Origin of the sequence: Nocardioides sp. 503 (genome assembly GCF_004522095.1) — a bacterium.
In the GTDB taxonomy this organism is placed as follows: domain Bacteria; phylum Actinomycetota; class Actinomycetes; order Propionibacteriales; family Nocardioidaceae; genus Nocardioides.
Genome location: NZ_SPUI01000003.1, coordinates 715757 through 729229, shown reverse-complemented (window position 1 = coordinate 729229; position 13473 = coordinate 715757). Strand labels below are relative to the sequence as shown.

The following is a 13473-nucleotide window of genomic DNA, read 5'->3' as shown; positions in this document are numbered from 1 at the left end:
CGCCGCCGGGTCCTGCCCGGCTGCGGGAGTTTCACCGGGTACCCGGTGAAACTCACGCTTCCGGCACGAAGTTTCGCACCGGAAGCGTGAGTTTCGCACTGCCGCTGGGACGCGTGTGACCAAGTGACACCAGCGCTTGGTCACCCGCGACGCCTCAGTGCGGGAGCCACACCCCGCGCAGGCGACCGATGTCGCGCATGCGACGCTCGGCGAGGCGGTCGGCCGCGGTCGCGGGCGGTACGCCGTCGGCGGCCGCGAGCTCGAAGACGGTCCGGGTCGTGTCGAAGATGCCCGTCGCGCGCTGGTGGGCGCGGTCGAAGGAGAAGCCCTCGAGCTCGTCGGCGACCTGGATCAGGCCGCCGGCGTTGACGCAGAAGTCGGGGGCGTAGAGGATCCCGCGGTCCTCCAGCGTCTTCTCGACGCCCGGGTGCGCCAGCTGGTTGTTGGCCGCGCCGCACACCACCCGCGCGGACAGCACGTCGACGACCTCGTCGGTGAGGGCGCCACCCATGGCGCAGGGCGCGTAGACGTCCAGCGCGCCGGCGACGAGCGCCTCGGTCGTGGCCGCCACCCGGACGCCGGGCAGCTCCTCGACCAGCCGCGCGACCGACGGCTCGTGCACGTCGGTCACGACGACGTCCGCGCCGTCCTCGACGAGGTGGCGCGCCAGGTGGCGCCCGACCTTGCCGACGCCGGCTATGCCGACGGTGCGCCCGTGGAGCGAGTCGGTGCCCCACGCGACGGTCGCGGCCGCGCGCATGCCCTGGAACACGCCGTACGCCGTCAGCACCGAGCTGTCGCCGGCACCGCCGTGGGCGGTGGTGCGTCCGGTGACGAACGAGCACTCGCGGGCGATGTCGTCCATGTCGGGGGAGAACGTGCCCACGTCGCAGGCGGTGTAGTAGCGCCCGTTGAGCGACTGCACGAACCGCCCGTAGGCGCGCAACAGCGCCTCGGTCTTGAGCGTCGCGGGGTCGCCGATGATGACGGCCTTGCCGCCGCCGAGGTCGAGGCCGGCCAGGGCCGCCTTGTAGGACATCCCGCGGGAGAGGTCGAGCACGTCGCGCACGGCGTCGGCGGTCGAGGCGTAGGGGTAGAACCGGGTGCCGCCCAGGGCGGGGCCCAGCGCGGTCGAGTGGATCGCGATGACGGCCTTCAGGCCGGTGGCCGGGTCGTTGGCGAAGACGACCTGCTCGTGCTCGGCGCCGAGGTCGAAGACGTCGACCGGGGTGCGTTCAGACATGGGTTGCGTCCGTTCTGTGTCGCGGCCGCGCGGGTGGGCGGTCCTGGTGGAGGTGGGGCCGCAGGGGTGGCGCAGCCCACATTCGTCACCCTAACCGCTGCGCCGGGCGCCGGTTCTGGTGCGCCCGGCCAAGAAAGCCGGCGGCCGTTGGTCCTCGCCACCGAGCCGGGCCACAGCCGTCAGGAGGGAGGCGCCTGCGCCGCGTTCAAGGCGTCGATGCCGGTCACGACGGTCGCCGCGAGGGCCTCCAGGAGCGGCTCGATGCCCTCGACCGAGCCGGTGCCGGCGTAGGTCTCCACCGCGCCCGCGGCGGCGCCGACCTGGAGCAGGCCCAGGTTGAGGGCGCTGCCCTTGAGCTGGTGGGCGGACGCCTCGGCGCCGGGGGCGTTGTCGCTGGCGACCGCCTCGCGCACCTCGGCGAGCGCCAGGTCGACGCGGGAGAGGAACGACGTGCGCGTGCGGTCGAAGAAGCTGACGCCGTCCTTGACCAGCGAGGCCAGCATCGCGACCCGGGCGGGGTCGAGGACGACGTCGCCCGGGCGCGCCTCCGGCGCCGCGTCGGCCACCCCGGGCGTGCGCGCTGCCGGCACCCAGCGGAACAGCGCGCGGGCCAGCTGCGAGGGGTCCACGGGCTTGGTGAGGAAGTCGTCCATGCCGGCCTCGAGGCAGCGCTCGCGCTCGCCCTCGAGCGCCGAGGCGGTCATCGCGATGATCGGGACGTGGCGGTCCTGCTCGGTGGCGCGGATCGCCCGCGTGGCGTCGTAGCCGTCGAGCAGCGGCATCCGGCAGTCCATCAGCACCACGTCGTACTCGTGCTCGGCCCGCAGCTGCTCCACCGCCTCGACGCCGTTGCCCGCCACGTCGACCCGGCAGCCCAGCGCCTCCAGCAGCCCGGTGGCCACCATCTGGTTGACGGCGTTGTCCTCCACCACCAGGGCGCGCACGCCCAGCGGTGCGATCGACGGCGAGCGGGACGGCGACGGCGTCGGCGCCTCCCCGACGACGACGAGGAGCAGGGCGTCGTAGAGGTCGGAGAAGCGCACCGGCTTGGTCAGCGTCGCGGCGATGCCCGAGGCACGGGTGCGGCCTGCCGAGACGGCCTGGTCGCGCGTGAGCAGCAGCAGCGGCGGCGCGAACGGTACGGCGGCCCGGATCCGGGCGGCCAGCGCGAGACCGTCGGTGGCGTCCAGCGTCAGGTCGAGCAGCACCGCGTCGAACGGCGCCCGCTCCTGCGACGAGCGCACCACCTCGGCCATGGCCTCCTCGGCCGTGGCCGCCGGCACGCAGGTGAGGTGCCAGGACCCCAGCTGCTCCAGCAGCACCGTGCGGGAGGTCTCGTTGTCGTCGACCACGAGCACGCGCCGCCCCCGCAGCGGGGACGTCGAGCCGTTGCGCCCACCGGGCCCCGGGCCCTCCCCGCCGGCCAGCCCGAGGCGGGCGGTGAACCAGAAGGTGCTGCCCCGGCCCGGGGTGCTGTCGAACCCGATCTCCCCGCCCAAGGCCGCGGACAGCCGCTGGGAGATCGCGAGCCCGAGGCCGGTGCCGCCGTGCTCTCGCGTGGTGGACAGGTCGGCCTGGGTGAAGGCGTCGAAGAGGCCCACCCGGTCGGACTCGCTGATCCCGATGCCGGTGTCGGAGACCTCGACGCGCAGCAGCAGGTCCTCCTCGGTGCGCTCGGCCACGGACGCCCGGATCGCCACCTCGCCCCGGTCGGTGAACTTCACGGCGTTCGAGCCCAGGTTGGTGAGGATCTGGCCCAGGCGCACCGAGTCGCCGTTGACGTGCATGGGGACGTCGGGATGGCAGGCCACGACGAGCTCGAGACCCTTCTCGTGGGCGGGCCCGGCGAGCACCGCCGCGGTCTGCTCGAAGACCGAGCGGATGTCCATGTCGGCCGCCTCGAGCTCGAGCTTGCCGCTCTCGATCTTGGACAGGTCGAGGATGTCGTTGATCAGGCTGAGCAGGGTCAGCCCGGCGCCGCGCAGCCCCTCGGCGAGCCGCCGCTGCCGCTCGTCCAGGTCGGTGCGAAGGAGCAGGTCGTTGAGGCCGATGACGCCGTTCATGGGAGTGCGGATCTCGTGGCTCATCGTGGCGAGGAACTCCGACTTGAGCCGGGAGGCCTCCATGGCGCTGTCGCGGGCCGCGGCGAGGTCGGCGGCGCTGCGCTCGCGCTCGGCCACGCGGCTCAGCTGGTCGACGACCTGCTGGATGAGCTGGCGCGAGGTCTCGTCCGGGGGGACCTCGTCGGCCACGAGCTCGATCACGCAGGCGACGTCCGGGCCGCCGACGACCGGCACCGCCACGAGCGTGTGGGTGCCCTCGTGTCCCGGCAGCGGCATCATCTCCATCAGCCCCGAGCGCCAGCTGCGCTCGGCCAGGTCGAGGTCGGGTCCGGGCAGCCAGCTGTCGGGTGCCAGCGGCAGCGGCAGCGTGACCATCGGGCCGTCCGGCTCCTCGCGGACCAGCACGCAGAGGGGGTCCCAGCCGCTCGTCCCGTCGAGCGCGTCGGCGGCGTGGCCGAGCGCGTCGCCGAGGCTGCTCGACTGGTTGGCGGCCTCGGCCATCTGCCGCAGCAGGTGCAGCCGCCTGGTCGCCTCCGCTGCCTCGGCGCCCGCGCGCACGAGGTCGGTGATGTCCTGGGCGGTGCCGCGCATGCGCAGCGGCGTGCCGTCCTCGTCCCGCTCGACGACGCCCAGCCCGCGCACCCAGCGCTGCTCGCCGTCGGCCCGGGTGATGCGCGCCTCCCACCCGAAGCTGTCGGACCCGGCGAAGGCCTGGGCGATCGCCTCCTCCACCAGCGGACGGTCGTCGCGGTGGATGTGCGCCAGGAAGGCGTCGTACGTCGCCTCGAACTCACCGGGGCGCAGCCCGTAGATGCGGTGCAGCTCGTCGGACCACCAGATCGTGTCGGTGGCGATGGTCCACTCCCAGCTGCCGAGGTGGGCCAGCGACTGGGCGGCCGCGAGCTGGTGCTCGCGGTCCTGCAGGGTGTCGAGGAGGCTCTTGCGCTCGGCGTACTCGCTGATCCGGTGCAGCCACCCGAGGGGCTCGCCGCCGGGCGACCGCAGAGGCGCCCAGCTCACGAGCGTCCAGACCCGGGACCCGTCGGCCCGGACCACGAGCGAGTCCAGGTTGTGCTCGCCGGGATGGCCCTCGCGCATCTGCTGCAGGTGGGCCTCCAGCTGCTCGCGGCCCTCCTCGTCGACCACGTCGCGGAGCGTGACCGAGGAGAGGTCCTCGCCGGGCCGTCCGAGCATCTCGGCCATCCGCGGGTTGGCGAACACCGTGGCGCCCTCGGCGTCGACGACCCACAGACCGTCGGGACTGTCCGCGGCGATGCCGGCGAGCAGGTCCTGCGTGTGCACCATGTGGTCCTCCGACCCCTATCTTGCCCCTCCTGGCACGCCACCGTGCGCGTTGCCGGGAACGAGGGCGCGGGACACGACCACGTCGCCATGGCTCCCGTACCCGATCAGGCGCCCTCCATAGGGTGTCGCGTCGAAACCGATCAGGAGGACCTCGTTGTCGTCGCCCTCCCGGACGGGCAGCAGGGTCGGCCAGGGGATGTTGGAGTGGTAGGGGGCGTCGAGCGTGTCGACCTCGGCGAGGTCGAGGTCGAACACCGGGTAGCGGGCGCGCTGGCCGACCCGCCCCTCGCGGCCGTCGCTGGCCAGCAGGCGCCACTCACCGTCGAGACGGGCCAGGGTCGGACCCTCGGTCGCGCGCCGGCGCTCCGACGCCGCCCGGAGGGTGAGGTGGTCCAGGTCCGGGCCGGTCGCGAGGACGGGGTGGAAGGCGAAGAACCGCCGGGCGCTGACGTAGGCCACCAGCCAGGAGCCGCCGTCGCGTACGAGGTGCGGGTCCCAGACGCCTACGGAACGCAGCCCCGCGGTGGGCAGGTCGAGCGGCCGGGTGTCGAGCACGTGCCGGCCGCGGGTCAGGTCGCTCGTCGTCCGGGCCAGGGTCACCCCGACGGTCGCGCCCGGGGCGGCCCGGTCGAAGTCGCCCCAGGTGCTCGTGGCGACCAGCCACGCGTCGCCGTCGCGCACCAGGTGCGTGGCGTGGTCGCCGTAGACCCCAGGACGGTCCTGGCGCCGGAAGAACAGGTCGCCGCGGTGGCGCAGCTCCAGCCGCTCGGGCTCCAGGCCCCACACCGAGGTGTGGGCGGTGTCGAAGAAGCCCGGCCCGGCGCTGGTCGCGGTGAGCAGCGCCTGGTCGCCGTCCCGGTAGGGCGTGCCGTCGGCGTGGGTGACCAGCCGCAGGTCGCGCAGGCCCAGCTGGCCGAACCCGCCCGAGCGCACCTCGCCGACCGGCCCGTCCGCGCCGGCGGCCAGCCCGGCCAGCCAGGCCTCGTCACGGGTGTCGACGCGCTCGCTGAGGTCGACGCGGCCGCGAGCCGTCCACCCCCCGGCCTCGCGGCCCAGCACCGCCACGTGGGTACCGGTCAGGGTCAGCGCCACCGCCTCGACCGGCCCGTCCGGTCGCGCGGCGCGGCGGCTGCGGTGGCGCGTGGTCCGCTCGCCGGTGGTGACCGCCAGCGTCAGCTCGCCGTCGTACGTCGCGGTGAGGCGGGTGTCGCCGCTGGACAGCGTGAGCGTCACCGGGCCCGGGCCGGCCACGTCGGCCTGCACGGCGACGTACGGCGCGACGCCGGCGACCTCGCTGTCCGGGACGACCAGCTCGACCGGCCGCAGCCGGGCGACGGTCTCGAAGCGGGGCCGGCCCCTCATCTGCCTGCCCTCATCGGGCCGGCCAGCGCGTCGTCGAGCGCGGCCAGGAAGAGGTCGGCGTGCTCGGTCTCCCACACCAGCGGCGGGCGCACCTTGAGCACGACGCCGCCGGGCCCGGTCAGCCCGGCGAGCACGCCTCGGTCGACGAGCCCGGCGAGCACGTCGCGGGCGTGGTCGCGCCCGGCGAGGAGATCGACCCCGGCTAGGAGGCCGGTGCCGCGCACCTCGCCGAGGGCGTCGTGCCGTGCCGACAGGGCGCGCACGCCGGCGCGCAGGTGCTCGCCGACCGCGACCGCGCGCTCGGGCAGCCGCTCGTCCTCGAGCACGTCGAGCACCGCGTTGCCGGCCGCCGCGGCCACGGGGGTGGCGGCGAAGGTGGAGAAGTACTCGTAGCGGCGAGCGAGCACGTCGGCGATCTCGCGTCGCGTGATGACGGCGCCCACGGGGTAGCCCGCGCCCATCGGCTTGCCGAGCGTGACGATGTCGGGGGTGACCCCGGCCAGCGTGAAGCGCCACAGCTGCGGGCCCGTGCGCCCGTAGCCCACCTGGACCTCGTCGGCGAGGTAGAGCGCGCCGGCCTCGTGCGCGCCGTCGACCAGGCCCTGGAGGTACGCCGCCGGGGCGTCGCGCACGCCCTCGCTGGTGAACCCGCTGTCGGCCAGCACCAGGGCGGCGCGGTGCCCGCTCGCCGCCAGCTCCGCGGCCGCGTCGCGCACCCGGCCGGCCGCCACCTCGGCGGTCAGGGCGTCGGGCGCTCCGTAGGGCGCCTCGAACAGCGCCACGCCGTCCGGTCGGTGCCCGGCCGGCCACTCGTTGGGGCTGAGGTCGGCCATCCAGCGGGTGCTGCCGTGGTAGGCGTGACGGGCGATGACCGCGCCGTCGCCCCCGGTCGCCTCGGTGGCCAGGCGCCAGGCCAGCTCGTTGGCCTCGGTGCCGGAGGTGGTGAACAGGCAGGTGTCCAGCCCGTCGGGCATGCTCGCGACCAGGCGCTCGGCGAGCCGGACCACACCGGGGTGCAGGTAGCGCGAGTGCGTGTTGAGCTGCGCGAGCTGGCGGGTGACGGCCCGGGTCACGATCGGGTGCGCGTGGCCCACGACGGCGACGTTGTTGTAGGCGTCGAGCATCCGCCGCCCGTCGGCCGTCACCAGCCACGGGCCCTCGCCGCGCACGACCTCCAGCGGCCGCCGGTAGAACAGCGGCGACAGCGGGCCGCCCATGACGGCGGCGCGGCGCGCGCCGAGGTCCCCCCCGAGGTCCCCCCCGAGGTCCGGCTCGGCGGTGCCGGCGAGGCGGTGCAGACGGCCGCGCAGGTCCTCGGGCGTCAGCGCCGCCAGCTCCGCGAGGACGCGCGCGTTGGCGTCGTCGTACTGGGTGATGTAGGTGAGGTTGTCGGTGTGCTCGACCGCGCGGGTGCGCGAGATCAGGGTCGAGACGGCCAGCCGCGCGAGCACCAGATCGCCGAGCACGGCGACCTCCTCGGGGGCGAGGGGCGAGCGCCGCTGGTAGCCGCGCAGCACCGCCGCGGCGAGGTCCCACAGCCCGACGTCCTGGGGGCCGGAGTTGCGGAGCACGGCCGTGAGCGTGACGGCGAGGTCGGCCACGCGGGCCGTGTGGTGGACGTCGCCGAAGTCGATGACCCCGGTGACGTGGCCGTCCTGCGCCAGCACGTTGGTGAGCGTGACGTCGGCGTGCTGCACGCCGGACGGCAGCGCGGCGCAGGCGCGCAGCGAGCCGCCGACCCGCTCGGGCAGCCCGGCGAGCACCGGCTCGCGCGTCGCGTCGAGCACGCCGGACGCCAGCGCGCCCGCGATGACGTCGGGCAGGCGGCGTACGTCCCAGTCGAGGCCGCGCCCGCCCGCCGCGGGGTGGAAGAAGCCCTGCAGGGCCACGCTCGTGCGAGCCGCGAGCGCCCCCACCTGCTCGGCCAGCGACACGGTGAGGCTCGTGCCCTCGAGGATCTCGCCCGGCACCACCGTGACCAGCCGGGCCAGGCACGGTCGTCCGGTGTCGTCGACGGTCTCCAGGAGTGGGGCGCCGCTGGTGGTCGGGACGGTGCGGGGCATCACCAGGTCGGGATCGGTGGCCTCGACGTGCGCCATGACCGCGACCTCGAGCTCGATGCTCTCGCGGGGCTCGGCGGGGTTCGAGACCTTGAGGACGTGCCCGTCGCCGACCAGCGCGTTGAGGTCGCGCTCGCTGGGCAGGGCGCGCACGGGCGCCGAGCCGCGGCCCCAGCCCTGTGTCAGCAGCCGGTCCACGGTCTCGGCGCCCAGCTCGGGGGCCGGCTCCTGCAGCACGTCGTCGAGCGTCATGGCCCCATCCTGTCGGAGCCACCCGTCCGGGCGGGTGTGGAGGCAGGGGACCGGGGTACTCGCGGGCATGACCTCGACCGGACCACCCATGGCGCTCGCTGCGGATGCGGCGTGGCGCTGAGGTCGCAGTTTCACCAAGGTATGCAGGGCAACTGTCACTTCCCGGGCGCTGCAACCCGAGGGAAGTGACGTCTTCCCTGCATACCTTGGGGAAACTGCCCCCGACCCAGACAACCCAGCTGTGGAGGAACCGGTGACGCGGGGGGCGGCGTCGGTTAGCGTCTCTGGCCATGAGGCGGGTGCCGCATGAGAACGTCGCGACCGTGCTGGTCGCGCCGTCCGCGCTGCGTGACCTGGAGCTGGACCTGATGGCGCTCGACCTGTGGGTGTGGCCGGTGGCGACGGCGCCGGTGCACGAGGACGGTCCGCGGGCGGCGTTCCAGCTGCGTCGCCGGCTGGTCGAGGCCCGCCGCGGCGCCTGGGACGCCGCCGCCGACTGGGTGCCCGTGTGGGTGGCCTTCGGCGGCAGCTGGCGCACGGGCGACGAGCCGCTGCCCTGGGCCGCCCACCACACGCTCTACAGCGCGCTCGACGAGCACGCCGAGCACGTCCGCTACCGCCGTGGCCTCGGCGGCGTACGTCGCCTCGCTGTCACGCGCGAGCGGGAGGCCGGCTAGTGGGGGAGCAGGCCTCCGACTTCGACCGACCGCTCAACCTCAGGCCCAGCCGTCGCCCGCTGCTGGTCAGGGTCCTGATGCCGGTGCTGCTCGTGGGGTGCGCGGCGGTGCTGTTCGGCGCACCCGTCTGGCTGTTCATGCACGGCGCCGCGAGCGGGTGGGTCGAGGACCGGGCGGTCACGGCCGCGGTCGCCGACGACGCGCGCTGCCGGGTCGGCCCGCCACCGGGCAAGCCCACCACCTGCGAGGCCACGTGGCCCTCCGCCGACGGAGACGTCAGCAACCGCTACGGCGGACCGTCGCCCGAGGCCGGCGAGGAGGTGGCGGCGCGCGCCGTCTCCGACGACCTGGCGCTGACCGGCTTCCACCCCGTGCTGCTCGCCTGGGCACGCGCCTCGCCCTACCTCACGGTCGCAGGCCTGGTCCTCCTCGGCGCCGCCATCGCGGCCCTCACCCGGTTCGACCCGCGGTGGTGGACCCGCCGCACCGACCTCACCTGACCGGTGGGCTCACGACGAGCGCAGGTCCTTCTTCAACACCTTGCCGCTCGCGTTGCGCGGCAGCTCGGAGATGGCCACGAAGTCCCGAGGCACCTTGAAGTTGGCCAGCCGCTCGCGGCAGTACGCCGTCAGGCCGGCCGCGTCGGCCACGGCACCCTCGCGCAGGATGAGGTAGGCGCGGCCGACCGTGCCCATGCGCTCGTCGGGCACGCCCACGACCGCGGCCTCGACGACGTCGGGGTGGGCGCTCAGCACGTTCTCGACCTCGGCGGGGTAGACGTTGAAGCCGCCCACCGTGAACATGTCCTTGATCCGGTCGGTGATCTTCAGGCACCCGTGCTCGTCGAGGCGACCGACGTCGCCGGTGTGCAGCCACCCGTCGGGGTCGATCGCCTCGGCCGTGGCCTCGGGGTCCTCGAAGTAGCCCAGCATCACGTTGTCGCCGCGCAGCAGGACCTCGCCGTCGGCACCCACCGCGACGTCCTGGCCGTGCTCGTCGACCACGCGGACCTCGATGCCCGGGACACCCGGGCCGGTGGTCTCGGCCACGTGGCGGGGGTCCTCGCCGGGTCGCGACTGGGTGGCGACGACGCACTCGGTCAGGCCGTAGGCCTGCGCGACCTGGTCGAAGCCGAGGACGTCCAGCATCTGCTCGAAGAGCGTCTCGGGCACCGTGGCCGCGCCCGCGATCGCGAAGCGCAGCGAGGACAGGTCGAACTCGGCGAGCCGCGGGTGGTTGATCAGGGTGAGGAACAGCGTCGGCGCCCCGGGGAGCACCGTGATCCGCTCTCGCTGGATGAGCTCCATCAGGCTCTCCGGGGAGTAGACCGGCACCGGGTGGATCGCCGTGCCGGCGGTCATCGCGGCGATGATCCCGGCCTTGTAGCCGAAGCTGTGGAAGAACGGGTTGATGACGGCGTAGCGGTCCTGGTCGGTGAGCCCGGCGCCCCCGGCCCACACCGCCGCGACCCCGAGCGTCTGGCGGTGGCTGCTCATCACGCCCTTGGGCACTCCGGTCGTGCCGGAGGTGAAGAGGATGTCGCAGACGGTGTCGGGAGTGACCGCCGCGGCGAGCTCGGCCACCTCGGAGACCGGCACCTGCTCGCCGCGCGCGAGGAGCTCGGCCCAGGGCAGCGTGCCCTCCTCCGCGCCGTCGCCGAGGTCCACGACCGTGTGCAGCCGGGGCAGCCCGGCGACCGGCCCGGAGTCAGGCCCCGAGACAGGCCCCGAGACGGGCAGCGAGTCGTCGGCTCCGTCGGGCGCCGACTCGCGCAGCATCCGCGTGTAGTGGGTGTCCAGGAAGCCGTCGGCGACGACCAGCACGCTCGCACCGGAGCGCTCCAGGACGACCCGGGCCTCGTGCCCGCGGTAGCGGGTGTTGAGCGGCACCAGCGCCGCCCCGAGGCTCTGCGCGCCGAGCAGGGCCAGCGCGAACTCCGTGCGGTTGGGCGCCCACACCGCCACCCGGTCGCCCGGCTGCACCCCGAGGGACCGCAGTCCGCGAGCGGCGCGCACGACCTCCTCGGCGAGCCCGGCGTAGGTGAGGATCGTGTCGCCGTCGACGAACGCCGGTCGGTCGCCGTGGCGGGTCGCCGCCTGCTCGAGGAGGGCCGGGATGGTGTCCGGTGTCGCCACGGGTGCTCCTCACTGACCAAGTGCTTGTTTGGTAACCTACGGTACCCGACCGGAAGGGCCGCGATGAGCGACGACGACCGACCTCGACGCCGTCCGAGCGGCGGCCCGGGCTCGACCCGACGCGCCGAGCTGCTGGCCATCGCGGAGGAGCTCTTCGCCACCCGCGGCTACTCCCAGACGACCGTGCGCGACATCGCGGACGAGGCCGGGATCCTCTCCGGCAGCCTCTACCACCACTTCCACTCCAAGGAGGCGATGCTGCAGGAGATCCTCCAGGACTTCATGCGGACCCTCCTGGCCGGGTTCGTCGAGAGCATCGAGCGTGGCGGCAGCCCGCGCGAGAGCCTGGACGGGCTCGTGCGCAGCGCCTTCGCCACCATCCACGCCAGCCCGCACGCGGTGGCGCTCTACCAGAACGAGTCGGCGGTCATCGCCAGCCTGCCGGAGCTCGGCTTCGTCGGCGAGACCAGCACCGAGGTCAACCAGGTCTGGCTCGGCGTGCTCGAGGAGGGGCAGCGGTCCGGGGAGTTCCGCGACGACCTCGACCCGCTCGTCGTCTACCGCTTCGTCCGCGACGCGGTCTGGGCGACCGTGCGGTGGTACCGCCCCGACGGCCGCCTCCAGCACCAGGCCGTCGCCGACCAGTACCTCGCCATGCTCCACGGCGGCCTGCTCCGCCAGGACTGAGCACGCCTAGAGCCGCAGCGCCGCCTGCACCAGCCCGGCCACGGCCCGCGAGCGGCTGTGCGCGGGCCACGCGATGACGGTGGTGACGTCGGGTGCGTCCGAGACCCGTACGGCGGACAGGTCGCGGCCCAGCGTGGCCGCGGCCGACTCCGGCAGGACCGCGCACGCGCGGCCGAGCGCGATCAGCTGCAGCACCTGCGTGTGGTCGCGCACCTGGGGACCGGGCCCGTCGGCGAAGCTGCCGTCGCGGCGGGGCCAGCGCGGCAGCGGCAGCCCGGGCAGCTCGGCGACCTCCGCGAGCGTGATCTCGCTGCGCAGGCTCAGCGGGTGGCCGGCGGGCAGCAGCACCACCTGGCCCTCGGTCACGAGGTCCTCGGTGTCGAAGCCGGCCGTCGCGTCGAAGGGCCGGTGCAGCAGGGCGACGTCGGCGCGCCCGTCGCGCAGCAGCCGCTCCTGCTCGCCGGGCCCGCACAGGTGGACGTCGACCGTGGCGGCGCCGGGCTCGGCGGCGTAGGCGTCGAGCAGCTTGGCGAGCAGCTCGCTGGACGCGCCGGCCTTGGCCGTGAGCACGACCGAGGCCTGCCCGGTGGCGGCCAGGGCGGCGCGCTGGGCGCGGCGTCCGGCAGCCTCGACGGCCTCCAGTGCGGCGCGGCCCTCCTCGAGGAGCACCTGCCCGGCCTCGGTGAGCGTGACCCGTCGGCTGGTCCGGTCGAGCAGGGTGGCGCCCACGCGGCGCTCGAGCTGGCTGATGGCACGCGAGAGCGGCGGCTGCGCCATGCCGAGCCGCTCCGCCGCCCGGCCGAAGTGCAGCTCCTCCGCGACCGCCACGAAGTAGCGCAGCTCGCGCGTCTCCAGACCGGTGACGGTGTCCATACCTCCACGGTATCGCTGCCCACCTGATCGGTGTTGGGGAGCGGCGCCGGCCGCGACAGGCTCGACCCATGAGCACAGACACGAACCAGGACACCCAGAAGACCGCGCTGGTCACCGGCGCCAACAAGGGGATCGGCTACGAGATCGCGGCGGGCCTCGGCGCCCTCGGCTGGCGCGTCGGCGTCGGCGCCCGTGACGAGCAGCGCCGTGAGGAGGCCGTGACCCGGTTGCGGGAGAGCGGCGTGGACGCGTTCGGCGTACCCCTCGACGTCACCGACGACGCGAGCGTCGCGGCCGCCGCACAGCTGCTGGAGGAGCAGGGCGGGCGCCTGGACGCGCTGGTCAACAACGCCGGCATCACCGGCGGCATGGCGCAGACCCCCACCACGGCCGACCTCGACGTCGTGCGCGACGCGGTGGAGACCAACGTCATCGGCGTCATCCGCGTGACCAACGCGATGCTGCCCCTGCTGCGCCGCTCGCCGGCGCCGCGGATCGTCAACATGTCCAGCAGCGTGGGCTCCCTCGCCCGCCAGACCGACCCGGACGCCGACAGCGGCCCGGTGGCGGTCGCCTACTCGCCGTCGAAGTCCTTTCTCAACGCCGTCACCGTCCAGTACGCCAAGGAGCTGGCGGGCTCGCCCGTCCTCATCAACGCGGCCTGTCCGGGCTACGTCGCCACGGACCTCAACGGCTTCCGCGGGCACCGCACCCCCCAGCAGGGCGCCGCGACGGCGATCCGCCTCGCGACCCTGCCGGACGACGGCCCGACCGGCGGCTTCTTCGACGACGACGGCGTCGTGCCCTGGTGACCTG

General features: G+C 74.5%; 10 protein-coding genes. 4 read left to right on the top strand and 6 right to left on the bottom strand.

Translation table 11 applies throughout. From position 1 onward, the window contains the following. Positions 1 to 154 precede the first annotated feature (154 nt). From E4622_RS10795 to E4622_RS10780, 4 genes are all read right to left on the bottom strand, one after another. A complete protein-coding gene (locus E4622_RS10795) occupies positions 155 to 1243 on the bottom strand; it encodes a Glu/Leu/Phe/Val dehydrogenase (protein ID WP_134740187.1) in 1089 nt (362 codons plus the stop codon). Between the two features lie 179 nt (positions 1244 to 1422). Further along, the gene (locus E4622_RS10790; protein ID WP_134740186.1) at positions 1423 to 4611 is read right to left on the bottom strand and encodes a response regulator; all 3189 of its coding nucleotides are present in this window, start codon (positions 4609 to 4611) and stop codon (positions 1423 to 1425) included. A 15-nt stretch (positions 4612 to 4626) separates the two neighbouring features. Beyond that, positions 4627 to 5973, bottom strand: coding sequence for a hypothetical protein (locus E4622_RS10785; protein WP_134740185.1), 1347 nt, complete (start codon positions 5971 to 5973; stop codon positions 4627 to 4629). Then, complete coding sequence (locus E4622_RS10780) at positions 5970 to 8285, bottom strand: aminotransferase class III-fold pyridoxal phosphate-dependent enzyme (RefSeq protein WP_167736047.1); 2316 nt, start codon at positions 8283 to 8285, stop codon at positions 5970 to 5972. Before E4622_RS10780 ends, E4622_RS10785 begins: the two co-directional genes overlap by 4 nt. A 290-nt stretch (positions 8286 to 8575) precedes the next feature. On the opposite strand from E4622_RS10780, the gene E4622_RS10775 reads away from it, so the two are divergent. After that, on the top strand, positions 8576 to 8962 hold the full coding sequence (locus E4622_RS10775) for a hypothetical protein (protein WP_134740183.1): 387 nt from the start codon (positions 8576 to 8578) through the stop codon (positions 8960 to 8962). Then, the gene (locus E4622_RS10770) at positions 8962 to 9462 is read left to right on the top strand and encodes a hypothetical protein (RefSeq protein ID WP_134740182.1); all 501 of its coding nucleotides are present in this window, start codon (positions 8962 to 8964) and stop codon (positions 9460 to 9462) included. The genes E4622_RS10775 and E4622_RS10770 overlap by 1 nt, the downstream gene beginning before the upstream one ends. Before the next feature lie 9 nt (positions 9463 to 9471). Here the strand turns inward: E4622_RS10770 and E4622_RS10765 are convergent, their stop codons facing one another. After that, positions 9472 to 11097 (bottom strand): AMP-binding protein, encoded by a 1626-nt coding sequence (locus E4622_RS10765; RefSeq protein ID WP_209021869.1) that lies wholly within the window; start codon positions 11095 to 11097, stop codon positions 9472 to 9474. 63 nt (positions 11098 to 11160) lie between these two features. Between E4622_RS10765 and E4622_RS10760 the strand changes: the two genes are divergently transcribed. Further along, the gene (locus E4622_RS10760; RefSeq protein ID WP_134740181.1) at positions 11161 to 11784 is read left to right on the top strand and encodes a TetR/AcrR family transcriptional regulator; all 624 of its coding nucleotides are present in this window, start codon (positions 11161 to 11163) and stop codon (positions 11782 to 11784) included. 6 nt (positions 11785 to 11790) lie between these two features. Here the strand turns inward: E4622_RS10760 and E4622_RS10755 are convergent, their stop codons facing one another. Further along, positions 11791 to 12657, bottom strand: coding sequence for a LysR family transcriptional regulator (locus tag E4622_RS10755; protein WP_280633755.1), 867 nt, complete (start codon positions 12655 to 12657; stop codon positions 11791 to 11793). Between the two features lie 68 nt (positions 12658 to 12725). On the opposite strand from E4622_RS10755, the gene E4622_RS10750 reads away from it, so the two are divergent. Continuing rightward, complete coding sequence (locus E4622_RS10750; RefSeq protein ID WP_134740180.1) at positions 12726 to 13469, top strand: SDR family oxidoreductase; 744 nt, start codon at positions 12726 to 12728, stop codon at positions 13467 to 13469. The last annotated feature ends 4 nt before the right edge of the window (positions 13470 to 13473 follow it).